The sequence below is a fragment of the Cellulomonas sp. PS-H5 genome (assembly GCF_019265565.1).
Taxonomy (GTDB): Bacteria; Actinomycetota; Actinomycetes; order Actinomycetales; family Cellulomonadaceae; genus Cellulomonas.
In genome coordinates, this window is record NZ_JAHVCI010000004.1 from 95,976 (window position 1) to 120,347 (window position 24,372).

Here is a 24,372-nt window from a genome sequence, read left to right on the forward strand (position 1 = left end):
CCCCGCGCCGACCGCACCCCGACCACCGACAACGAGGACCCATGCGCATCACCGCCGCCCCCGGCACCCGCACGATCCACGCCGACGCCTACGTGCTCGAGGTCCGCGCGGACCCGCCGCGCGCGGTGCTCGCCGACCCCGACGGCCGGATCTGGTCGCACCTGAGCCTGCTCGCGTCGGTGGACGTCGTCGGCGCGGCGGACGAGTCGTACGACGTCGGCGCCCCCACGGTGCACGACGCCGCGGGCGCGCCGGTCGGGGGCGACCCCGTCGACACCCCCGTCGCCGAGGTGCGGCTCGACTGCGGCAGCACCGCGTGGGGCCGCCGGCGGACGACGCTGCGCTGCCTGCCCGACCGGCTCGAGCTGACCGTCGAGGTCGCGGGGGCGGGCGTGCTCACCGACGTCCGGCTGCTCGGCGGGCGTGCCGTCCTGCGCACCGGCGCGGGCGGGACGTTCCGGTCCTCGGTCGAGTACCGCTCGGTGTTCGTCCCGACGCCCACCGAGCCCGTCGACCTCGTCCGCCCCGCGGCGTCGGCGGCGACGCTGGGCGTGCTCGGCGACGCCTCGCCGGGGCGGCTGCACGCGGTGTTCTCCCCGCCGCCGCTGTGCCTCGTGCTGGGCCGGGAGCCCGCGGCGTCGGCGCTCGACGTGCCGGCGACGCCCGGCCCGGCGGACGGCGGCGCCCCCGGCTGGCTCGCCCTCGGCCTGGTCGCCCCGGTCGCCGCGCTGCGCCTGGCCGAGCTCCGGTACCAGCCCCTCGACGGCGGCTTCCTGCTCGAGCTCGACCACGACGCGCACACCGCCGTCGACGGCACCTGGCGCAGCCCGGCCCTGGTGCTGCGCCCGGCCGCCGACCCGTGGGCGGCGCTCGCGGACCACCGCGCGGACCTGGTGGCGGCGGGCGCGCCGGAGGGGCCGGTCGCGCCGGCCGCGGACTGGTGGGCGGAGCCGATCTTCTGCGGCTGGGGCGCCCAGTGCGCCCGCGCGCCGCTGCCCGGCGAGCCCGCGGCGCACCCGTACTTCGTCCAGGACCTCGGCCCGGCGGTCGTGCCCCCGGGCCTGCCGATCGCGCCGGACCTGGCCCGGCAGGACGTGTACGACGAGCTGCTCGCGCACCTCGCGGCGCACGACGTCGTCCCGGGGACGGTCGTCGTCGACGACAGGTGGCAGCGGGCCTACGGGACGGCGGAGGTCGACCCGGAGCGGTGGCCCGACCTCCGCGCCTGGGTGGCCGCGCGGCACGCGGCGGGGCAGCGGGTGCTGCTGTGGTGGAAGGCCTGGGACCCGGAGGGGCTTCCCGTCGAGGAGTGCCTGGTGGACGCCGCCGGTCGGCCCGTCGCGGTCGACCCGGCCAGCCCGGCCTACCGGGAGCGGGTCCGGCGCACCGTGGCGCACCTGCTCGGGCCCGACGGGGTCGACGCGGACGGGTTCAAGGTCGACTTCACGCAGCGGGCGCCGGCGGGGCACTCGGTGCGCCGGCACCCGGCGACCGGCGCCGCGGCCGACGCGCCCTGGGGCGTCGCCGCGCTGCACGCCCTGCTCGGCGACCTGTACCGCGCGGCCAAGGCCGCCAAGCCCGACGCGCTGGTCGTCACGCACACCCCGCACCCCGCGTTCGCGGACGTCTGCGACATGGTCCGGCTCAACGACGTGCTGGAGCGCGACACCGCGGGCGAGGTCGTGCCGCTGGCCGACCAGATGCGGGTGCGCCGGTCGATCGCCCGCGCCGCGCTCCCCGGGCACCTCGTCGACACCGACCAGTGGCCGATGCTCGACCTGGCGCAGTGGCGGGACTACGTCGCGGCGCAGGCCGAGGGCGGGGTGCCGGCGCTGTACTACGCCGAGCGCGTCGACCGCTCGCAGGAGCCGCTGGCCGCCGAGGACCTCGCGCTGGTGGCGCGGTCCTGGGCGGCGTACCGGACGGGGCTGCGCGCGGGGTCTACGGCGGAGGCCCGGGCGTGAGGGGCGGCCCGGGAGCCGGCGCCGCCGGGGACCCCGGCCCGGTCGCCGAGGCCGACGTCGTCGTGGTCGGCGCCACCTCGGCCGGCGTGTGCGCCGCGGCCGCCGCCGCCGAGGCCGGCGCCTCCGTGCTGCTGCTCGAACCCGGCGACCACGTCGGCGGCATGACCTCGGGCGGCCTCGGCTACACCGACGTCGGCGACGTCCGGGTCCTGGGCGGCATGGCCGCCCGGTTCCGGGCGGAGGTCGCGGCGCACTACGGCGTGCCCGTCGGCGCGTACGCCGGCCCGGAGCCGCACGTCGCCGAGGCGGTGCTGCGGCGCTGGCTCGACCACCCGGGCGTCCGGGTCGAGCACGGTGCGGCGGTGCGGTCGGCGGACGTCGCGGACCGGGCGATCCGGACGGTGCGCACCGCGGACGGCCGGACCTGGGCCGGAGGGGCGTTCGTCGACGCGACCTACGAGGGCGACCTGCTGGCGCTCGCGGGCGTGCCGTCGCGGGTCGGCCGGGAGGACCGGTCGCTGCACGGCGAGGCCTTCGCCGGCCGCCGCGAGCCCGTCCCCGGGCGGCACGCGTTCCCCGGGTGGGTGTCGCCGTTCGTCGACGACCCGTCGGGGGAGACGCCCGGCCCGGTGCTGCCGCAGGTCCGGGACGTGCCGCTCGCGCCGGTCGGGTCCGGCGACGGCGGCGTGATGTCCTACGGCTACCGGCTGTGCCTGACCACCGCGGCGGACCGGGTCCCCGTCGAGCGCCGCCCCGGGTACGACGACGCGCACTGGGAGCTCGGCCGCCGGCTGTTCCGGCACTGGGCCCGCGCCGGCCACGTCCCGGCGGCGGGATCGCTGCTCGGGCTCGAGCCGAACCTCCCCGGTGGCAAGGCGGACGGGAACTCGCTCGGGCCGTTCTCGCTCAGCGTCCTCGACGGCACCGCGTGGGAGTACCCGACCGCCGGCCCGGACCGCCGCGAGGAGATCCGCCGGCACCACCTGCACCACGCCCAGGACCTGCTGTGGTTCCTCACTCACGACCCGGAGGTGCCCGCGCCGGTGCGCCGCGAGCTGGCCCGCTGGGGGCTGCCCGCCGACGAGTTCACCGACACGGGCCACCTGCCGCACCAGCTCTACGTCCGGGAGGCGCGCCGGATGGTCGGCGAGGTGGTGCTGACCGAGCACGACCTGCGCGGGCCGGCCCGGTGGCACGACGTCGTGGCGATGGGCTCGTACCACCTGGACGTCCGGGAGGTGCAGCGCACCTGGCGCTGGGTGCACGAGCACCCGCGCCCGGTCGGGATGGTCGTCACCGAGGGGTACTACTCCGTGCCGGTGCCGCCGTACCCGATCCCGTACCGGGCGCTGGTGCCGCGGTGGGCGGACTGCACGAACCTCGTCGTGCCGGTGTGCGTGTCCGCGTCGCACGTCGCGTTCTCGTCGATCCGGATGGAGCCGCAGTACCAGATGCTCGGGCACGTCGCGGGGCTCGCGGCGGCGCGGGCGGCGGCGTCGGGGCGGGCGGTGCAGGCGGTCGACGTCGCCGCGCTGCAGGACGAGCTGCGGGCGGCGGGCCAGGTCCTGGCGCTGCTGTAGTCAGAAGTGATGGTGTCGCCCCGCGATCGCCCTCACCCATAACTTTCGTCAGAACTTAGTTATGGTGTGAGTCGCGAGCACGACGCCTGCGACACTTTTCGGCCCGGACCCGGTTCAAGCAGAGATCGAACGCGTGCTCGTCGCGCTCGCTGCCGCAACAGATCTCGACACGCTTGAAGCGAAGCACGTCGATCTCAAGGAAGAGGCTGGTCGCCGGGACAAGAGCGGTGCTGTCCAGCCGACCACGCGCCAGAACGAGGCTGCCGCCCTTCAGCTCGCGGGCGAGGCGGCGTGCATGGCGAACACGGAGGGTGGTGGTGCCCTTGTCGTCGGCGTCGCTGACGACGGCACCCTGGTCGGGACGGAGCTTGATCCCGAGTGGTTGCGCAGCCGGATCTACGACCTCACGCAGCGGCTCCTGACGATCGACGCTCGTGAGGTGTCCGTACGGGGGGTTCGTCTCCTCGTCGTCCGGTCGCCCCAGGCGCTGGAACCCGTCCGTTGGAAGGGGCGCATCTCCTGGCGGGTCTCCGACCGCTGCGTCGAAGTCGACGCGGCGACGTGGCATGCGCGCAGGATGACGGTGAGCCGGTACGACTGGTCGGAGAGCCCTTCTCCGGTCGAGCCGCACCAGGTCCGGCCGGCGGCGATGGCTCTGGCGCGGGAGTTCCTTCGCCAATCTGGCGAGAACGCCGCGGTCGACCTGGCGGGAGCGACGGACGCAGAGCTGCTGCGGCGCCTCAACGTCGTGACCTCCGACGGGTATCTCACCAACGCGGGAGCACTCGCGTTCGTCGGTCGCCCGGAGCCCGCGCTGGACTATGTCCGGCGCGCGGTAGCGGGTGGTGACAGTGTCGCGCGCGTCAGGGAAGGCGGCCGGTCGGTGATCGAGGAGATCGCCGAGGTCGAGCGCGTCATCGGCGTCCACAACGGAGTGCGGCAGGTCGTCAGGGGACTCGTGGTGGGACGTGTGCGAGACCTTCCGCCTCTCGCGGTTCGGGAAGCTGTCGTGAACGGCGTCGTGCACCGTGACTGGGGTAGTGCCGCACCTACCGTGGTCGAGCACGTCGGGACCACCCTGACCGTCACCTCGCCCGGTGGCTTCGTCGGAGGTGTCACGCCGGACAACATCATCACGCACCCGTCGCAGGCCCGAAATCGTGCTCTCGCGGAGCTGTTCTCCTCGCTTCGGCTGGCTGAGCGGGAGGGGATCGGCGTGGACCGGATGGTGCGCGAGATGCTCTCGGTCGGGTATCCCGCGCCGCACATCGCCGAGGTCGCGGGCCCCTTCGTTCGCGCGGCGCTCGTCGGCAGCGCGCTCGATGTGTCGTGGATCCGGTTCTTGAGCCGTCTGCGACCGGAAGAGAAGCGGACCGATCTCACGGTCCTGATGCTCCTGCGTCACCTCGTGGAGCGCTGGTGGGTGGATGTCGCACGCGCGGCACCGCTGCTGCAGCTGAGCGCGCTGGAGGCGAGTGGTGCGATCGAGGGCCTCCGCGGCGTGACGATCGACGGCTCGAGCGTGCTCGAGCCGGTGGCGGGTGTCCCGGAGTCGTCCGAACCCGCGTGGCGGCTGAGTGACCGCGCGCGCACCGCGCTCGCGGAGGAGGACGAGGAGACGGGCGCCGCCCGCAGAGGGCTCGCCAGGGCCGATGTCGCACTCGAGTGGGCGCGAGCCCGAGGTCGCGTCTCGAGCACCGAGCTGGCGAGCGTCGTAGGGGCTCAGCCGACCAATGTGCAGACGGTGCTCCGCGGGCTCGAGGAGGCTGGTCAGATCGAGCCGGGTCGGCCGTCGAGGCAAGGGCGAGGCTTCTTCTACAAGCCGACGAAGGCTGACGACTGACGCGGTCCCGTCCCCGCAGGACGATCCGGGCATAGCGGCCGAAACCGCCGCTGAGCAGCGCTTCTCTTCCGTCGCACCGCTTGTGGCGCGCCATCTGGAATCGATACCATAGGCGTCATGCCCGCCACCGTCGCCGCCACCGAGGTCGTCGAGGTCGCGCCCGGCGTGTTCCGCGTCGCCGACACCTGCCACGTCTACGTCGTCCGCGCGGCCGAGCCTGCGCCCGACGGCACCCGCACCGCCGTCGCGATCGACTTCGGCTCGGGCGCCGTGCTGGACCTCCTGGCCGAGATGGGCGTCGACCGGATCACCGACGTGCTGATGACCCACCACCACCGCGACCAGGGCCAGGGCCTGCCCCGCGCCGTCGCGGCGGGCATCGCCATCCACGTCCCGCCCGTCGAGCGCGACCTGTTCGACCGGGTCGACGAGATGTGGCGCACCCGGCGCGTGGTCAACGACTACAACCTGCGCGAGGACCGGTTCTCGCTGCTCGACCCCGTCCCGGTCGCGGACGTGGTGCCCGAGTACCGCACGCGGGTCTACGGCGGGGTCCCGGTCCAGGTCGTGCCGACGCCGGGCCACACCACCGGGTCGGTGTCCTACGTCGTCGAGCGCGACGGCCGGCGCCTCGGGTTCACCGGCGACCTCGTCTACGCGCCCGGCAAGGTCTGGTCGCTCGCGGCCACCCAGTGGTCGTACACCGAGAACGAGGGGCCGGCGATGACGGTCCTGTCCTGCTACCTGCTGATGGACGAGCACCTCGACCTGCTGCTCCCGTCCCACGGCCGCCCGATGGACGACCCGCAGCACGCGCTCGGCCTGCTGGCGACCCGGATGCGGGGCTACGTCGACTCGCGGCGGCCGCAGCCGTGGGACCTGCGTCTGCGCCTGGCGGAGCCGTTCCAGCGGATCACCGAGCACTTCCTGCTCAACCTGTCGAGCAACGCGTGCTCGTACGTCCTCGTCTCGCGGGACGGCGCGGCGCTGCTGATGGACTACGGGTACGACATGACCACGGGCCTGCCCTCGGGCGGTGACCGGGCGTCCCGCCGACCGTGGCTCGCCTCGCTGCCCGCGCTGCGCCGCGACCACGGCGTCACCACCGTCGAGGCGGTGCTGCCCACGCACTACCACGACGACCACGTGGCGGGGATGAACCTGCTGCGGGAGGTCGAGGGCACCGAGGTGTGGGCGCCGTCGAACGTCGAGCCGATCCTCACCGACCCGATGCGCTTCGACCTGCCCTGCCAGTGGTACGACCCGATCCCGGTGGACCGCGTGCTCCCGATCGGGGGGACCTTCCGGTGGCACGAGTACGACATCACGGTGCACGAGCTGCCCGGTCACACGCTGTACGCCGCCGCCTTCGAGGTGGAGGTCGACGGCGTGCGGGTGCTCGTCACGGGCGACCAGCAGGACGGGCTCGGCATCCCCGGGAACCGGCGGGAGATCCTTAACTACCAGTACCGGAACCTGTTCCGGATCACCGACTACCGGGACAGCGCCGCGCTCTACCGCCGGGTGGCGCCGGGGGTGATGGTGTCGGGGCACTGGGAGCCCCGGTGGGTCGACGACGCCTACCTCGCGATGCTGGAGGACGAGGCCGAGGAGCTGGTGCAGATCCACCACGACCTGCTGCCGCTCGACGAGCTCGACCTGGGCAGCGACACGCACATGGCGCGGATCGCCCCCTACGTCTCCCGGGTGCCCGCCGACCGGCCCGCGCGGTTCACCGTGACGGTCCGCAACCCCGCGCGCGAGGAGCGGAAGGCGACCGTGCGCGCGGTGCTGCCGCTAGGCTGGCGCGCGCACCCCGACGAGGCCGTCGTCGCGCTCCCGCCCGGCGGGCACGCGGAGATCGACCTGGACGTGGTGCCCACGGGTCCCGCGGCGGTCCGCCGGCGGCTGGCCGTCGACGTCAGCATCGGGGACCTGCGCCTCGGCCAGCACGCCGAGGCGCTCGTGGACGTCGTGGCGGACTGAGGCCCGAGGGGGCCGGGGGATCGAGGAGCACTGCATGGAGGCTGCCGCGCCGGGCACGCGCGGTGCGGCGACCGCCCCGGGACGCCGCGCCACGATCAAGGACGTGGCCGAGGCCGCCGACGTCTCCCGCTCCACCGCCTCGCGCGCGCTCACGGGCCGCGGCTACGTCGCGCCCGCCGTGCGCGAGCGGGTCCGGCGCGCCGCCCAGACGCTCGGCTACGTGCCGGACGCGATGGCGCGCAACCTCCGCCAGCAGGTCAGCCGGTCCATCGGCGTGCTGGTCTCCGACCTGCGGAACTCGTTCTACGCCGACCTGGCGAGCGGGGTCAGCGCCCAGTCCCGGAAGCGCGGCTACGCGATGATGCTGGCCGACGACGCGGGGTCGGTCGAGGCCGAGCTCGAGGCCGCCGAGACCTTCGTCGCGCTGCGCGTCGCCGGGGTCATCCTCACCCCGCTGTCCGCCGAGGCCACCGAGTACCTGGGCCGGCACCGGATCCCCGTGATCGAGGTCGACCGCCAGTTCGCCGAGGGCACCTGCGACGCCGTGGTCGTCGACAACAAGGCGGCCGCGGAGCGGGTCACCACCGGGCTGCTGCAGCAGGGCCACCGCCGGGTCGCGCTGCTCATCGACGAGATGGACTGGACGACCGGCCGGGACCGCCTGGTCGGCTACCGGTCCGCGTTCCTCGCCGCCGGCCTGCCGCTCGACGACGCCCTCGTGGTGCGCGGCGGCTGGGACGTCGGCGCCGCGACCGGGGTGGCGCGGGACCTGCTCGGCGGGCCGGACCGGCCGACCGCCGTGTTCGCCGCCAACAACGTGCTCGCGGAGGGCGTGTGGCGCGCCGCGCAGGCGCTCGGCCTGCGGGTGCCCGACGACCTCAGCCTGGTGTCGTTCGACGACGCCCCCTGGATGACGATGGTGACGCCCGGCGTCACCGCGGTCGCGCAGGACGCGGTCGCGCTCGGCGAGGCCGCGGTGGGGCAGCTCTTCGAGCGGATCCAGAGCCCCGAGTCGCCCAAGCGGACCGTGATGCTCTCGGCCGCCGTGGCGCAGCGCGGGTCGACCGCGGCCCCGCCCGAGGCCTGACGCGCCGGTCGGTCGCCGCGCCTGACGCGGGGCTGCCGCACGCGCGCGCCCCAGTGCCGCGCCCGTCGCGCGCCCCGGATCCTGCCGCCGTGCCCGCTCGGTGGAACGTTGCGCCCGACTCGCCGTCGGCGTGTCCGTCAGAGCGTTCCACTCTCGCGGCGCGCGCCCGGTCGTGCGTCGGCGCCCGCTGCTCGTGCCGACGTCGGCTGACCTGGACTCGATCCCACGTCGCGGCATCGTTTTCCCGCGCCTGGCTTGACGCTCTCTTCCGACCGCTCCTATGCTCGATCTGGAATCGATCCCAGAGCGATCCCGCGGCACCGATGCCGTTGGGGTCCCGGGGTCGCCACGCGCCGCCGCACCCGGCCGCGCGCCCGCCGGGGGTCTGGAGGACGGATGACGACGGACGGCTCGCCCGCGCCCGCGGGCGGAGGCACGGCCAGCGGCACGCCGGTCCTCGCGCTCGACATCGGCGGGACCAAGCTCGCCGTCGGCGTGGTCACCCCGGACGGGGCCGTGCACGGGCTGCGCGTCCGTCCGACCCGCCGCGAGGAGGGGCCGGACGCCGTGATCGCGCGGCTGTTCGCGATGGGCCACGAGGCCGTCGCGGAGGCCGGGCTCGGACCCGTCGGCGCCGTGGGCATCGCGTGCGGCGGCCCGCTCGACGCGCCGACCGGCGTCCTCCAGTCGCCGCCGCACCTGCCCGGCTGGGACGACGTCCCGATCGGCCCGCTGGCGACCGCCGCGTTCGGCGTCCCGTTCGCGCTGGAGAACGACGCCACCGCCGCGGCCGTCGCCGAGCACCGGTACGGCGCCGGGCGCGGGCTCGGCAGCCTCGTCTACCTGACCGTGTCGACCGGCGTGGGCGGCGGCGTCGTCCTCGACGGCCGGCTGCACCGCGGCGCGGCCGGCAACGGCGGCGAGCTCGGCCACATCACCGTCCGCCGCGGCGGCCGCGCCTGCTCGTGCGGGCGGCGCGGGTGCATCGAGGCGTACGCGTCGGGGTCCTCGATCGCGGCGCGCGCCGCCGAGGCCCTCGCCGATGCGGAGCCGGGGGAGGCGCCGTCGTCGCTCGCCGCCCTGGCCGCCGTCACGGCCGCGGACGTCAGCGCCGCCGCGGCCGCCGGGGACCCGCTCGCCGCGCGGGTCTGGGACGAGACCGTCGACCTGCTCGGCAGCGCGGTGTCCGACCTGGTCAACGTGCTGGAGCCGGAGCTGGTCGTGCTCGGCGGCGGGGTGACCCGGTCCGGCGCGATGCTGCTCGACCCGGTGCGGGAGATCGTCGCCCGGGAAGCCATGCCCCCGGCGGCGCGCGCCGCGACGGTGCGGCTCGCCGCGCTCGGGGACGTCGTCTGCGTCGTGGGGGCCGGGGCGATCGCGTTCGACGTGCTGGCTGCGGGCGGCGCAGACGTCGTCGCCGGGTCCGTCGATCGCGCCGCGACTGCCGGCACCGCCGCGACCGCCGGCACCGCCGCGACCGCCGGCACCGCCGCTTCTGCCGGCACCGCCGGTGCCGCCGCGCCCGCCGACACCCACGCCGCCGCACCCACCCGCCCGCCGCACGACCACGCGCCGACGGAGGCCGCTCGTGTCTGACCCCACCGCCCCGATCCTCACCCCGGCCGTCCCGCCCGTCCCCGCCCGCCCGGCCGCCGCCGACGCGCCCGACGCCCCCGCCGACTGGCTGCACGCCCACCTCGCCGCGCACGCCGACGTGGCCGGCGCCATGGTCGGGCTCGCCGACCGGATCCGCGCCGCCGGCGAGCTGGTCCGCGACACGTTCGCCCGCGGCGGCACCCTGTACACGTTCGGCAACGGCGGCAGCGCCGCGGACGCGCAGCACCTGACCGGCGAGCTCGTCGGCCACTACAAGCGGGACCGGCGCCCGCTGCCCGCCGTCACGCTCAGCACGGACCCGACGTCGATGACCTGCATCGCGAACGACTACGCCTACGAGGACGTGTTCGCCCGCCAGGTCGAGGCGCTCGCCCGCCCGGGCGACCTGGTCGTCGCGTTCACCACGAGCGGCCGCTCCCCGAACGTGGTCCGCGCCCTCGAGTCCGCACGTGCGAACGGCGCGACCACGCTGCTGCTCGCCGGCGGGGACGGCGGACCCGCCCGGGAGCACGCCGACCACCTGCTGCTGGTGCCGTCCTCGGCGACGCCGCGGATCCAGGAGATGCACACCTTGGTGCTGCACGTGATCAGCGAGATGGTGGACGCCTGGGCCGCCGACGAGCCGCCCGCGGCCTGAGCGGCCGGCAGACCGACCGATCGACCGACGGCCGCTCCGCGGCGGAGGGTGGGCACGTGGACGAGGGCGTCCTGCTGCGACCGACGGGGTCGCTCCGGCCGGCGGGGTCGGCGTGGTCCGGCGACGACGGCCCCGTGGTGGCCGCCGTGCCGCACGTGGCCGAGGTGGTGCTGGCGGACGGCACCGTGCTTGCGGCGCCGTCGACCCCGGCCGGGCCGGGCGCGGTCGCCGGCGAGGCCGGGTCGTTCCACGTCCGCGCCACCTGGGCGGCGCCCACTGCTTCGGGCCGCGTCGACGTCCGGCTCGACGTCGAGCACCGCGGCGACGCGCCGACCGAGGCGGGCATCCGGTTCCGGGTGCACCTGCCGGCCGCGCCAGAGGCGCCCTGGTGGCTGATCCCCGGCGCGTTCTACGGCGAGAACCGGCCCGTCGACTGCGACCGGCCGTTCCCGCGGTTCGAGGTGGGCGCGGACGACCCGGCCGGCATGGTGAGCGACCACTGGGAGTACCGCGCGGACCGCGCCGCGACCCCGGCCGTGCTCGCCTGGGCCGGCCCCGGCGGCGTCGCGCTGGTCGCCCCGGAGACGACCGCGCTCGGCATGACCGGCCTCGGCCTGGCGCACGACGCCGCCACCGGCGTCGGCAGCGTGCACCTGACCTTCCCGTTCCGCGAGGGCCCGGTGTCGTACTACGGCTCCGGGACGCCGCGCCCCGCGGAGACGACGACCTACCGCTGGGCGCCGGGGGAGCGGGTCACGCTGCGGTTCGCCGTGTACGCGACCGGCCCGGACCGGCACGCCTACGCCGCGATCCTGCGCGAGGAGCACGAGCGCACCCGCGCGGCCTCGCCGCTGCGGCCCTGGGTCGGGATCGCGGAGGCCGCCGACCTCGCCGCCGAGGGCCTGCACCGCTGGCACTACGCGGAGCCGGGCGTGCTGCTCGAGACGGTCGGCTTCGACCGCGAGGTCTCGGGCCGGGACGGCCTGACCGTCGACCGGCAGGCCATGCACGTCGGCTGGGTCAGCGGCATCCCCTGGGCGTACGCGCTGCTGGCGCACGCGCGCCGGCGGGGCGCGGACGAGGCCGGGGCGGCGGCGGCCCGGGTCGTCGACTTCGTCTGCGACCACCTGTCGCCCTCGGGCACGTTCTGGGGCGTCTGGTACGCGGAGCACGGCTGGTCGCAGAGCTGGTCCCGCACCCCGGGCGCGCTGCACTCCCGCACGCTCGCGGAGGCGTCGCTGTTCCTGGCCCGGGCGCTCGAGCTGGGGGAGGACGTCCGCGCCGCGCACCCCGGCTGGGCCGCGGCGCTGCGGTCGAACCTCGACGTCGTCGTCCGCCGGCAGCGGCCCGACGGCAACCTCGGGTCGGCCCACCACGCCGAGACGGGTGAAGTGCTGTCCTGGCACGGCGCCGCGGGCCTGACCTGGGTCGCCGCGCTCGCCGAGGCGGGGCGGTGGGACGGGCCCGACGGCGCGGACGGCGCCTACCTCGCGGCCGCCGTGCGGGCCGGCGAGCACTACGCGCAGTTCGTCGACCGCGAGTTCCTGCACGGCGCGCCCGAGGACGTCGACCTGGCGCCGACCTCCGAGGACGGGTACGTCGCCGTCATGTCGTACGTCGCGCTGCACCGGCGCACCGGGGACCCGCGCTGGCTCGACCTGGCCCGCCGCGCCGCGGACTGGATGCTGACCTTCCGGTACACGTACAACACCCGGTTCCCGGAGGGGACCCCGCTGGACGTCTACCGGTTCGCGACCCGCGGCGCCGACAACGCCTCGCCGTCGAACCAGCACCTGCACGCCTACGGCCTGGTCTGCACACGGGAGCTGGCCGAGCTGTCCGCCGCCACCGGCGACCCGCACTACGCCGACCGGGCCGCGGAGACGCTCGCGTGCTTCCGGCAGCTGGTCGCCCGCTTCGACGGCGACTTCAACGCCTACCGGGGCATGACCTCCGAGCGGTACTACCAGACGGCGTGCTTCCAGCCGAAGGGGATGCTGCTCACGCTGAGCCACGCCTGGACCGGCGGCGCGCTGCTCCTGGCGTGCGAGCAGGCGCTGGCCGACCCGTCGCTCCTGCCCGACCCCGTCTGACGCGCGTCGCGCCGTCCCCGGGGCCCGCCCCGCGCCCGGCGCCGAGATAGGACCCGCTCGTCGAGATCGGACCTGGGGCGGTCCGATCTCGACGCGGGGGTCCTATCTCGGCGGAAGGTGGGCGCGCGGCGTCAGCCCTTGCGGCCCTGGGTCGCCACGCCCTCGATGAAGTACCGCTGCCCGAACGCGAACAGCGCGAGCATCGGCAGCGTCACGAGCAGCGCCGCGACCATCACGTACTGGTAGTCGCCCTGGCCGCCCGCCGTCGGCGAGTACCGGGTCATCGCGTACGCGATGCCGAGCGGCGCGGTGAAGTCCTCCGGGCTGCCGGCGTTCAGGTAGATCAGCGCGGCCTGCAGGTTGTTCCAGGACGCCTGGAACTCGAACAGCAGCACGATGATGAACGACGGCAGCGACAGCGGGAACACGATCCGCCAGTACGTGCGCCACTGGTTCGCCCCGTCGATGCGCGCGGCCTCGAACAGCTCCCGCGGCAGGCCCAGGTAGAACTGCCGCTGCAGGAAGATGTAGAACGCCGACCCGAACAGGTTCGCGCCGAACAGCGGGACCCAGGTGCCGAGGAACCCGAGCTCCTTCCAGATCAGGTAGATCGGGATCATCGTGACCGCGCCGGGGAGCATCATCGTCGCGAGCACGAGCCCGAACAGGAATCCGCGCAGCGGGAACCGGAAGTGCGCGAACCCCCACGCGACCAGCGACGAGGACACCGCGACCGAGACCGCGGCCAGGACCGCGATGCCGACGCTGTTGATCATCCAGTTCCCGAGCGGCAGCTCGTCGAACACGCGGACGTAGTTGCCCCAGTGGAACTCGCTCGGCCACAGGGAGTTGTCGAACACCTGGCCGCGGCCCTTGAGGCTCGCCGCGAGCAGCCAGGCGAACGGGTACAGGAATACGAACGACATCACGACGAGCGCCGCGATGACGAGGCCGCGGCGCACCCGGCGGCCGGTGCGACCGCCGGGGCGGTTCTCGTCCAGCGGCGGCCGGTTCGGGTCGATCGGGCGGTCGCCCTGCCCCGTGGCGTCCTCCGGCAGGCCGGGGACCTGGCGGACGGGCGTGCTGGTGGTGCCGGTGCTGGCCATCAGTCCCTGCCCCCCTCGTAGTAGACGAACCGGTTGCCGAACTTCATCTGGATGGCCGTGATCACCATGATGATGAGGAACAGCAGCCACGCCATGGCGGCGGCGAACCCGAAGTTGAACTGCCGGAACGCCTGCTGGAACAGGTAGATCGCGTAGAACAGCGACGCCTCGGGCGAGGCGTTCGACTGGTCGCGCCAGAACAGCAGGTAGGCCTGGTCGAACACCTGGAACGCGGCGATCGACAGCACGATCACGTTGAAGAAGATGGCGCTGGAGATCATCGGCAGCGTGATGTTCCGGAACCGCTGCCAGACCCCCGCGCCGTCGAGCTCGGCGACCTCGTAGAGCTCGCGCGGCACGTTCTTGAGCGCCGCCAGGAAGATCACCATGGTCCCGGAGACGCCCCACAGGGTCATCAGCACGATCGACGGCTTGATCCACGCCGGGTCGACGAGCCACTGCGGGCCCTCGATGCCGAAGATCCGCAGGAACTGGTTGATCGCGCCCGTGTTGCCGTTGAGCAGCAGGAAGAACACCGCCGCCGTCGCGACCGCGGGCGTCATCTTGGGCAGGTAGTACACGGTCCGGAAGAAGCCGGCGCCGCGGCCCGCCTGGTTCAGCAGCGAGGCGAGGCCCAGCGCGACCAGGATCTCCAGCGGCACCGCGAGCACCGCGTAGAACAGGGTGTTCGCCAGCGACGTCGCGACCCGGGGGTCGCTGAACAGCTGGGAGTAGTTGTCGAAGCCCGCGGGGCGGGCCGTGTTCGTCGCCAGGTTGTAGTGGCTGAACGAGATCACCAGGCTGTAGATCATCGCGCCGGCCGTGAAGACCAGGAACCCGACGATCCACGGCGAGATGAACAGGTAGCCCGTCAGCGCCTCGCGCTTGTTGTAGGGCACCTTGGGCGTGCGGCGCTTGCGAGCGGCGCGGGACGAGGGTGCGACGGCCGGAGCGGCGTCGGCTCTCAGCTGCGTCATCGAGGCCTCCAGTCGACCGTGGACGCCGGCGGGAGGCCTGCCCAGCTCCCTCGCCCGACGATGTGGCAACGATGCCACATGCCGCGACTATAGGTGTCGGGTGGGGTCGCCGCAAGGCTCCCGCGGTGCCCGCGGCTCTCCTGCACGGGCGATATGTCCGGAGCGTGGCACGGAGCGGGGTCGCCCGCCTCTGGGGGGCGTGCCTCCGGCGCCCCCGGCCCGGCCGCGCTCAGAGCCGGTCGGCCAGCTCCGTCAGCGTCTCCGACGCCCCCGCGTCCAGCGTGAGCGTCGCCAGGGGGTCCCCGCGGGTGGCGCCGCGGTTGAGGATCACGACCGGCTTGCCCTCCTCGGCCGCGTGCCGCACGAACCGGAGCCCGGACTGGACCGTCAGCGACGACCCCGCCACGAGCAGCGCGTCCGCCTCGTCGACGAGCGCGTACGCGTCCGCCACCCGGGGCCCGGGCACCGTCTCGCCGAAGTAGACGATGTCCGGCTTCAGCATCCCGCCGCACGGGCCGTCGCCGCCGTCGGGGTCGGGCTGCCAGCAGTCGACCACCCGGAAGTGCGACGTCTGCTCGATGACGGCGTCCGCGTCGGGCGCGATCTCCACGTCGCCGACCGCGCCGACCGACTCGGCGAAGCCGGGGTTGGCGGCCTCCAGCCGCTCGGCGAGCTCGGCGCGCGTCACGGTCCGGTGGCACCGCAAGCAGATGACCCGGTCGTACCGGCCGTGCAGGTCGATCACCCGGCGGGAGCCCGCCTGCTCGTGCAGCAGGTCGACGTTCTGCGTGATCACCCCGAGCACGACCCCGTGCGCCTCCATCGACGCCAGGGCGCGGTGCCCCGCGTTCGGGTGCGTGCGGTGCACGTACCGCCAGCCGACGTGGTTGCGCGCCCAGTAGTGCCGGCGGAAGCCCTCGTCGCCGACGAACTGCTGGTACGTCATCGGGTTCCGCGGCGGGGAGTCCGGCGACCGGTAGTCCGGGATGCCGGAGTCGGTCGACAGGCCCGCCCCGGTGAGCACGGTGAGGCGGCTGCCACGGAGCAACCGGACCGCGTCGTCGACGGTCCCCGGGTTCGGCCGGACGGCGTCGTGGAGGGGGATCGGCAGGCGCGGGGGTGTCACGTGCACCACGGTACGACTCCCGATGCGGGAGTTCCGCCTCGCATCCGGTACTGTTCTGGCCCGAGGTAGCGTGTCCGAGCGGCCTAAGGAGCACGCCTCGAAAGCGTGTGTGGGTGAAAGTCCACCGTGGGTTCAAATCCCACCGCTACCGCTCGACGAGAGCCCCGCCGGTGTCCGGCGGGGCTCTCGTGCTTCCCGGGCGCGACGTCGTCGGCAGCCCCTCGGGGCGGTGAGGGCACCGCCGGATCCCGGTGGCGGACGCGGGCGCCGGGGTTGTCGGCGCGGTCGCCCTGGCGCCCCATCGAGCTGCGTCGGGTCCACGTCGTCCTTCCGGCCCGGCCAGGTCGCGTTGCGCTGATAGCGCTTGCAGAGCGACGCCGGCCATCAACGCCGAGGTCTTGCACGCCGCACGTGATATGCGCTTTCATGGATGGACGTCTCACGAGCTCGCAGTCGCGCCCGTGCCGTTCGCGCTCGACGAGCTCGCCTCCTACCGCGAAGGAACGTCTCGATGACGAGAACACCACGCTGGCTGGCCGTGGCCGCGACCCTGGGTCTGGGCACCGGAGTTCTCGGCGCCGTCCCGGCGTCGGCCCAGCCGTCCCCGGGGCAGGCCGAGCAGGCGGACGTCGACGTGCTCCAGGTCGACCTGGCGAGCGCGACCGGCGACTTCCGCGGCGGCGCGTCCGGTGCGCTGTACGGCCTGGGTGACGACGGCGCGCCCACGCAGGCGCTGATCAACGGCGCGCACATCACCAACGTGTCGCAGAAGGCGCCGTTCGGCACCCAGCACCCGTCGGGCGACGCCCTGCAGATCGAGGACGGGTTCTTCGACAAGCACGGCCAGGACCTCTACATCTACGTGCAGGACTACTACCCGGACTGGCCGTACCACGGCGGGCAGCGGCCGGGTGACACCCGTACCTACGACCTCGCGACCGGCGAGTTCACCGACACGCCGAACGGCACCTGGGACTTCCTCGAGGTGACGCGGATCGTGGCCGAGGCGGTCGCCACCGAGTCGGACCGCCCCGGCGACTACGTGTTCATCCCGTTCAACGAGCCGGACGGCGGGAACTGGTACGCCAACTGGTCGACGCAGGGTCAGACGTTCCTCGAGGACTGGGACGCGGTGCACGGCGTGATCCAGGAGGTCTGGGACGCGCACGGGCTCGGGGACGCCCGCATCGGCGGCCCCGGCGACACGCGCTGGCAGCCCGAGCGCTCCGAGGCGTTCCTGCAGCACACGATGGCGTCGGGGACGGTGCCGGACGTGTTCATCTGGCACGAGCTCGGCATCGACAACCTGGCCACGTTCCGCGGCAACTACGACGCGTACCGGGCGCTCGAGCAGCGCCTGGGCCTGGAGCCGCTGCACGTGAACGTGACCGAGTGGGGGATGCTCCGCGACATGAGCACCCCGGGTCAGCTGATCCAGTGGTTCTCGATCATGGAGGACCTCAAGATCGACGGCCAGGTCGCGTACTGGAACTACGCGGGCAACCTGTCGGACAACAGCGCCCGGGCCAACGCCGCGAACGCCGGCTGGTGGATGTTCAAGTGGTACGGCGACCTCGAGGGGTCGCAGACGGTCGCGGTGACGCCGCCGGCGCTGAACGCCGTGGACACGCTGCAGGGCATCGGCGCCGTCGACGTCGACAACCGACGGGCCACCGTGCTGTACGGCGGCGGGTCGAAGGACGTGCGGGTCGACCTCGCCGGTCTGGACCCCGCCGTGTTCGGCGGCGCGGTCGACGTCGAGGTGCGCGAGGTGCGCCTCACCGGCGCCGAGGGCGTCGCGGCCACCCCGCGCGTCATCCAGGCGGCGCAGGACGTCGCCGTGGCGGACGGGGAGCTCGCCCTCACGGTGCCGACCTACGACCGGTACGCCGGCTACCAGGTCGTCATCACCCCCGCGCAGGACCGCGAGGTCGCGGTCGACGCGGTCTTCCACGCCTCGGTCGAGGCGGAGGACACGGCGCTCACCGACGCGCAGGTCTACACGCAGGACCCGAAGCAGGGCGGCGGCTGGAAGTTCCTGGCGTCGCACGGCAAGGACGTCGGGTCGTTCAACCGCGCCACGTCGCGCGCGGACTGGACGGTCGAGGTGCCGCGCGACGGCACGTACCGGTTCGAGGTGGTCGGCGCGGCTCCCGGCGTCCCGGGGCGCCACGCGCTGTTCGTCGACGACGCGCACGCCGGCACGGTGCAGTACGCCGCCGACCTCGCGCTGAACGCGACGTCCCGGTGGCAGTACCGCGGGTCCGCCGAGCTGGAGGTCGCGCTGACCGCCGGTGAGCACGTGCTCTCCCTGCGGGCCAGCGTGGACGGCGCCACGCTGCTCCCGAACGCCGACATCACGCTCGACACCTTCGCGCTGACCGACGTCACCGACGGTGAGCCGACCACCTACCCCGCCTCGACGCTCCGCCTGGAGGACGGCGCAGTCCTGACCTGGGCGGACGGGACGCGAGGCTGGGCCGCGCTCCCGGGCGGCGACGCGCGAGCCGACGCCTACGTGCACGCCGCCTCGACCGGGTACCACGACGTGACGGTGACGTACGCGTCGACCGCCGCGTCGACCGTCGACGTGACGGTGAACGGCGCCCCCGTCGCGACCTTGGAGGCGCCCGGTGCCGGCACGTGGTCGTCGACGGCGCGCCTGCACCTCGCGCACGGCATCAACGAGGTCGAGCTGCGGTCGCCGACCGGCGCGGTGGTGCGCGACCTGACGACCCGGGCGACCGGTGACCCCGGTGCGGCGCTCGTCGTCGAGGCCGAGGACGCGCAGCTGCGCGGGAACGCCCGGGTCACCACGTACGCCGCGAGCACCGGGTCCAACGCATCGGGCTCGGCCGGGGTCGGCAGCATCGGTCAGGGTCGCGAGAACGCCGTGGTCGTCGACCGGGCGCCGGGTGTGGACCAGCCGGGCACCTACGCGGTGACCGTCCGGTTCGCCAACGCCGAGGTCAGTGGCAGCCACGACTACAACCCCCAGGTCGTCGACCGCCGCCTGGACGTGTGGGAGCAGGGCGCGCAGGAGTCCTCGGGGTACGCGTACCTGCGCTACACGTACGCGTGGACGTCCTTCCTCGAGCGCACGTTCCTGGTCGAGCTCGGGTCGGGCGACGCGTCGCTGGAATTCGGCCGGGCCGACGGCTGGGCGCCCGACCTGGACCGCATCGAGATCGCCCCCCTGGCGACCGGTGCCCCCACGACGGTCCCGGTCGGCGGTGAGGAGCTCGCGACCTGGGACCCGGCGACCGTCTACGTCGAGGGCGACCGGGTCACGCACGGCGGCGCGGAGTGGGTGGCGTCGTGGTGGACCCAGCGCCAGGAGCCGGGCGACCCGGTCGGTCCGTGGCAGCAGATCCGCACGGATGCGGACGGCACGGCCGTCTGGACGGCATCGCGCGTGTTCGCCGCCGGTGACCTCGTGCGGCACGACGGCGTCGTGCACGAGGCGCGCTGGTGGACCCGCAACCAGGTGCCCGGTGACCCGGACGGGCCGTGGACGCGGCACGGCTGAGTGCCGGGTCCCGGCCGTGATCGCCTAGGTTGTCGGCTGTGGCACGACCCGTCTCCGGAAAGCAGCCCACGATCGCCGACGTCGCCCGTGAGGCCGGCGTCAGCGTCCCCACGGTGTCTCGGGTGCTCACCGGTTCCACGCGGGTCAGCCCCGAGCGCGAGGCGCTCGTGCACGCCGCGATCCAGCGGCTCGGGTTCCGGCGCAACGGCGCCGCCCGGGCCCTGGCCGCGGGCAGCCTGCCGATGATCGCGATCATCACCAGCAACACCACCCGGTACGGGTACGCCTCCTCGATCCAGGGGATCGAGGAGGCGGCCCGTGCCGCGGGGCACATGGTGATGATCTGCGTCGTCGAGACGGACGACCGCGAGGTCGTCGACGCGGCGGTCGACACCGCGCTGAGCCAGCCGATCGCCGGTGCGGTCGTGCTGGAGTACGACCCGCCCGGCGCGGCGGCGCTCGCCGCGGTCCCGGACTGGGTGCCGCTGGTCGCCCTGGCGGCGGGGAACCGCTCGGACGACGAGATCCTGCACGCCTCGATGGACGACCGGGTGGGCGCCGCGAGCGCCACCCGCTACCTGCTCGACCTGGGGCACGAGACCGTGCACCACGTCGCCATCCCCTCGGCGGGGCGGGAGAGCTCCCGCCTGGTCGGGTGGCGCGAGACCCTCGAGGCCGCCGGAGCCCCGGTGCCCCCGCCCCTGCGCGCGGACTGGGCGCCGATGTCGGGGTACGACGCGGGGCTGCGTCTCGCCCGTGACCTCGACGTCACGGCGGTCCTCTGCGGCAACGACGAGCTCGCGATGGGCGTGATCCGCGCGCTCAACGACAGCGGGCGGCGCGTGCCGCACGACGTGTCGGTCGTGGGGTTCGACGACCACCCGCTGGGTCCCCTGTGGGATCCCGCGCTGACGACCGTGCGGCAGGACTTCGTGCAGCTCGGGCGCGACTCCGTACGCCTGCTGGCGCGCCTGCAGGCGGGCGAGAGCGGGGTCGCCTCGGCGCGCCTCGTGCCCGATCTGGTCGTCCGTGCGTCCTCGGGCCCGCGACGTCGCTCCGCAGTCTGAAACCGCTCATCATTCGTGATCATGCCGTGACCTGGGCTACTTGCCCTCGTTCTTGATATGCGCTTTCATCGACTCGTCGCCCTGGCGCACCTGGCCGGGTACGAGGAGATGGGGTCGAGGATGACTCGCGAGAGCACGGGACTGCGCACGCAGGCCCTCGGGGACGGCGACGCCGTCCTGCACCTGGTCTGGGCGGACGACCGGCCGGCGGCGCTGGTCGGCGGCACGGCGGCGGACGATGCCGCCGAGCTGGCCGCGCGCGCCGTCCAGCCGCTGGTGGAGGTCCTGGCCGTGGGCCACGGCCGCGCCGCGGGCAACCTCCGGAACACCGCCACCGCCGTCGGCGTCCGGATGCGCGTGCTCCAGGTCAGCGCCACCCCCGCGGCCGACGGCGCCGGCCGCGTGGTCGAGGTGACCCAGGAGGACCCCGGCGCCGGGCTGGTCGCCCTGACGCGGCTCGAGCTGCGGGGCGGGGCGGTCCGGGCGACCACCACGGTCCGCAACGCCGGCGCGACCCCGGTGCACCTCCAGGCCGTGAGCTCGGTGGCGCTGGCCGGTCCGGTCGGGGACCGGCCCCTGGACGCGGTGGTCTCCGTGGAGGGCACGAGCGAGTGGGTGGGGGAGAACCGCTGGGAGCACGTCCCCCTCGTCGGGCAGGGCGGCCTGGTCGACCTCGATCTCCCGCGCCACCAGCACCAGGACGGCCGTGGCGCGCACGTCGTCGCGAGCACGGGGACGTGGTCGAGCGGCACCCGCGTGCCGAGCGGCGTGCTCACCACCCGAGCCGGAGACGCCTCGTTGGGCTGGCAGATCGAGCACAACGGCGCCTGGCGGCTCGAGGTCAGCGAGCGGCTGACGCGCGACGACCGGCGCGTCCTCGCCCTCGTCGCACTCGGTCCGACGGACATCGACCACCACTGGCTCCGCACGCTCGAGCCCGGTCAGGAGTTCGCCACGGTACCGGTGACGGTGGTGCCCGTGGCCGGCGACTGGCAGGCCGCCGTGGCGGGCCTCACCGCGGCCCGCCGGGACCGGCACCACGCCGTGGCCCAGGACCGGCCCGCGCGCAGCGACGGTCGGGCCCGCGCCCCCTTCCTCGTGTTCAACGACTACATGAACACGCTGATGGGCGACCCCACGACGGACAAGCTGCTGCCCCTCGTCGACGCGGCGGCGGACGTCGGAGCCGAGGTGTTCTGCATCGACGCCGGCTGGTACGACGACGGCGGCGACTGGTGGGACTCCGTCGGCGAGTGGGAGCCGTCGACGCTCCGGTTCCCCGGTGGGCTGCACGAGGTGACCGACCGGATCCGCGACCGCGGGATGGTCCCGGGGCTCTGGCTCGAGCCGGAGGTGGTGGGCGTGCGGAGCCCGCTCGCGGAGCAGCTGCCCGGCGAGGCGTTCCTCCAGCGTCGCGGCCAGCGGGTCGTCGAGCACGACCGGTACCTCCTGGACCTGCGGCACCCCGATGCGGTGAAGCACCTCGACACCGTGGTGGACCGCCTGGTCGACGAGTTCGGCGTCGGCTACTTCAAGCTCGACTACAACGTCACCCCGGGCGCCGGCACGGACCACGCGACCGACAGCGTCGGCCAGGGGCTGCTCGAGCAGAACCGGGCGCAGGTCGCCTGGCTCGACGGGATCCTGCTCCGCCACCCGGACCTGATGCTCGAGAACTGCGCGTCCGGGGCGATGCGCGCGGACGACGCGCTGCTGTCGCGATCCACCCTGCAGTCGACGTCGGATCAGCAGAACCTGGTCCTGTACCCGCCGGTCGCGGTCGGTGCGCTCGTGTCGATCCTGCCGGAGCAGGCCGCGAACTGGGCGTACCCGCAGCCCGGGATGACGCTCGAGGAGTGCGTCTTCACGCTCAGCACCGGCCTCGCGGGTCGGTTCTACCTCTCCGGTCACCTCGACCGGATGGACTCCGCCCGCCTCGGGCTGGTCGTCGAGGCGGTCGAGCTGGCCCGGGCGAACGAGGACTGGCTGCACGAGGCGCACGCCGCCTGGCCGCTCGGCCTGCCCGGGTGGTCCGACCCCTGGGTCGCCTCCGCCCTCACCGGTCCGACGCAGACCCTCGCCACCGTCTGGCGGCGCGGTGGCTCGGACGAGATCGTCCTGGACCTGCCGGACGGCGACGTCGAGGTCGCGTTCCCCCGTGCGCAGCCCGGCACGCCGTGGCAGATCGACCGCCTGCCCGACGGACGGGTCCGCGTCCGGGTCCCGCACGCCGACGGCGGCCCGCAGGCGCGCGTCCTGCGCGTCCGCCACCCCTGACAGCACCACAGCACGTCCCTCACCCCGCCGGCGACGACGCCGGCACCTGCCTAGGGAGAACCGATGAAGAAGACCCCTGCTCTCGCCGCGATCCTGCTGACCGCCGGCCTGGCGCTCACGGCCTGCTCCGACCCCGGGGCGGGCGGCTCCGCCTCGGGCGGTGCGCCGGCGGAGTGGCCCGCGCAGGACGCCGACCTGTCGGGCGTCGAGCTGACCATCTGGGCCGCGCAGAACTCCAACACCGTGCCCGACGCCGTCGTCGAGGCGTTCGAGGAGACCACCGGCGCCAGCGTCGACGTCGTGACGATCACCGACCCGTACGAGCAGAGCATCCAGACCAAGATCGCCACCGGCGACAAGCCCGATCTCGCGTTCTGGCAGCCGACCGCGTCGATGCTCGCCGGCATCAACGCGAAGCAGAACCTGCAGCCGCTGGACGACGCGCCGTGGCTGGACGACATGGACCCGGCGCTCGTCGACCTCACGGGTTCGTACGACGGCACCCGCTACGCCGCGCTCATCAGCACCCCGGCCGTGATCGGCGCGTACTACAACAAGCAGGTGTTCGCCGACGCCGGGCTCACCGACACCCCGACCAGCTGGACGGAGCTCGTCGAGGACGCCCGGACGGTCCAGGCCGCCGGTGTGACGCCCTTCTTCGAGATGGGCGGCAACGCGGGCTCGCCCTGGGGGACGCAGTGGTGGGTCCAGGCGCCGCTCGCCGAGGCGTCCAAGGACGGACTGTGGGAGGACGTCAACAGCGCGTCGACCACGTTCGGCGACAGCCCGATCATCGACGCCATCACGGGCTACCAGGACCTGATCGCCGAGGGCCTGTTCAACGACGACATCAAGACGGCCACGTTCGAGGACCAGGGCGCGGCTCTGCTCGCGGGCGACGCGGCGATGGTCATGCAGGTGAACTCGTTCTTCGGCCAGCTGCAGTCCCTGGCCGACACCGACGAGCTGAACGAGAAGATCGGGTTCTTCCCGATCTCGACCGACGGCAACGTCGGCACCTTCGTCCCGGACCAGGCCAACGCGCTGGTCGCGTTCCGCACCGGCGACGAGAGCCGCGAGGCCGCCGCCCGCCAGCTCCTGAGCTTCTGGCTCGGCGACGGGTACGCCGACTTCGTCGAGGACCAGGACACCGTCTCGCTGCAGCCGGGCGTCGAGACGCCCGCGACCGTCCCCGACGCGCTGGTGTCGGTCGCCGACGCGCTCGACGGCGCCGCCGGCTCGATGCAGGTCGAGGCTGTGGCCAACCCCGACCTGTACCTGCGGCTCGGTGACATGATCCAGGGCGCGCTGACGCCGGAGCAGGTCGCGCAGCAGACGCAGGACCAGTTCGCGCAGCTCGCGTCCGCGCAGGGCGTCGAGGGTTTCTGACCGGAGCCCGGCCGGGCCCGCCGGTCAGCAACCGCACGTGACCGTCACGGAGGACCGCCCGACGCAGGGGCGGGCGGTCCTCCGTCGAGGACGA

Annotated in this window: 15 protein-coding genes and 1 tRNA gene; 13 read left to right on the forward strand and 3 right to left on the reverse strand. The window is 74.3% G+C overall.

Annotation, left to right across the window (positions count from 1 at the left end; translation table 11 throughout):
• Positions 1–41: 41 nt before the first annotated feature.
• From J5O08_RS03550 to J5O08_RS03585, 8 genes are all read left to right on the forward strand, one after another.
• Positions 42–1,964 (forward strand): hypothetical protein, encoded by a 1,923-nt coding sequence (locus tag J5O08_RS03550; RefSeq protein WP_218705458.1) that lies wholly within the window; start codon positions 42–44, stop codon positions 1,962–1,964.
• Positions 1,961–3,544, forward strand: a complete 1,584-nt coding sequence (locus J5O08_RS03555) for an FAD-dependent oxidoreductase (RefSeq protein ID WP_218705460.1) — start codon at positions 1,961–1,963, stop codon at positions 3,542–3,544. The genes J5O08_RS03550 and J5O08_RS03555 overlap by 4 nt, the downstream gene beginning before the upstream one ends.
• A 133-nt stretch (positions 3,545–3,677) precedes the next feature.
• On the forward strand, positions 3,678–5,387 hold the full coding sequence (locus J5O08_RS03560; RefSeq protein ID WP_218705461.1) for an ATP-binding protein: 1,710 nt from the start codon (positions 3,678–3,680) through the stop codon (positions 5,385–5,387).
• Between the two features lie 117 nt (positions 5,388–5,504).
• The gene (locus J5O08_RS03565) at positions 5,505–7,373 is read left to right on the forward strand and encodes an MBL fold metallo-hydrolase (protein ID WP_218705462.1); all 1,869 of its coding nucleotides are present in this window, start codon (positions 5,505–5,507) and stop codon (positions 7,371–7,373) included.
• A 34-nt stretch (positions 7,374–7,407) separates the two neighbouring features.
• On the forward strand, positions 7,408–8,460 hold the full coding sequence (locus J5O08_RS03570; RefSeq protein WP_218705463.1) for a LacI family DNA-binding transcriptional regulator: 1,053 nt from the start codon (positions 7,408–7,410) through the stop codon (positions 8,458–8,460).
• 396 nt (positions 8,461–8,856) lie between these two features.
• Positions 8,857–10,056 (forward strand): ROK family protein, encoded by a 1,200-nt coding sequence (locus J5O08_RS03575; RefSeq protein WP_218705464.1) that lies wholly within the window; start codon positions 8,857–8,859, stop codon positions 10,054–10,056.
• Positions 10,049–10,714 carry an SIS domain-containing protein gene (locus J5O08_RS03580; RefSeq protein ID WP_308281312.1) on the forward strand — a complete coding sequence of 222 codons (666 nt, stop codon included), beginning with the start codon at positions 10,049–10,051 and terminating at the stop codon, positions 10,712–10,714. The genes J5O08_RS03575 and J5O08_RS03580 overlap by 8 nt, the downstream gene beginning before the upstream one ends.
• 56 nt (positions 10,715–10,770) lie before the next feature.
• Positions 10,771–12,807, forward strand: a complete 2,037-nt coding sequence (locus tag J5O08_RS03585) for a hypothetical protein (protein WP_218705465.1) — start codon at positions 10,771–10,773, stop codon at positions 12,805–12,807.
• Between the two features lie 131 nt (positions 12,808–12,938).
• Here the strand turns inward: J5O08_RS03585 and J5O08_RS03590 are convergent, their stop codons facing one another.
• The 3 genes from J5O08_RS03590 to J5O08_RS03600 form a co-directional block, all read right to left on the reverse strand.
• Positions 12,939–13,913, reverse strand: coding sequence for a carbohydrate ABC transporter permease (locus tag J5O08_RS03590; protein ID WP_218705466.1), 975 nt, complete (start codon positions 13,911–13,913; stop codon positions 12,939–12,941).
• Positions 13,913–14,890, reverse strand: a complete 978-nt coding sequence (locus tag J5O08_RS03595) for a carbohydrate ABC transporter permease (RefSeq protein WP_147794867.1) — start codon at positions 14,888–14,890, stop codon at positions 13,913–13,915. Before J5O08_RS03595 ends, J5O08_RS03590 begins: the two co-directional genes overlap by 1 nt.
• 229 nt (positions 14,891–15,119) lie before the next feature.
• A complete protein-coding gene (locus J5O08_RS03600) occupies positions 15,120–15,995 on the reverse strand; it encodes a Sir2 family NAD-dependent protein deacetylase (RefSeq protein WP_218705492.1) in 876 nt (291 codons plus the stop codon).
• Between the two features lie 85 nt (positions 15,996–16,080).
• On the opposite strand from J5O08_RS03600, the gene J5O08_RS03605 reads away from it, so the two are divergent.
• The 5 genes from J5O08_RS03605 (at position 16,081) to J5O08_RS03625 (ending at position 24,278) form a co-directional block, all read left to right on the forward strand.
• Positions 16,081–16,167, forward strand: a tRNA-Ser gene (locus tag J5O08_RS03605).
• Between the two features lie 360 nt (positions 16,168–16,527).
• Complete coding sequence (locus tag J5O08_RS03610) at positions 16,528–19,545, forward strand: carbohydrate-binding protein (RefSeq protein WP_218705467.1); 3,018 nt, start codon at positions 16,528–16,530, stop codon at positions 19,543–19,545.
• A gap of 38 nt (positions 19,546–19,583) precedes the next feature.
• Positions 19,584–20,612: a LacI family DNA-binding transcriptional regulator gene (locus J5O08_RS03615; RefSeq protein ID WP_218705468.1), complete on the forward strand. Its 1,029-nt coding sequence runs from the start codon at positions 19,584–19,586 to the stop codon at positions 20,610–20,612.
• A 120-nt stretch (positions 20,613–20,732) separates the two neighbouring features.
• Entirely contained in the window at positions 20,733–22,889 is a 2,157-nt protein-coding gene (locus J5O08_RS03620) for a glycoside hydrolase family 36 protein (protein WP_218705469.1), read from the forward strand.
• A 63-nt stretch (positions 22,890–22,952) separates the two neighbouring features.
• A complete protein-coding gene (locus tag J5O08_RS03625; RefSeq protein WP_218705470.1) occupies positions 22,953–24,278 on the forward strand; it encodes an ABC transporter substrate-binding protein in 1,326 nt (441 codons plus the stop codon).
• The last annotated feature ends 94 nt before the right edge of the window (positions 24,279–24,372 follow it).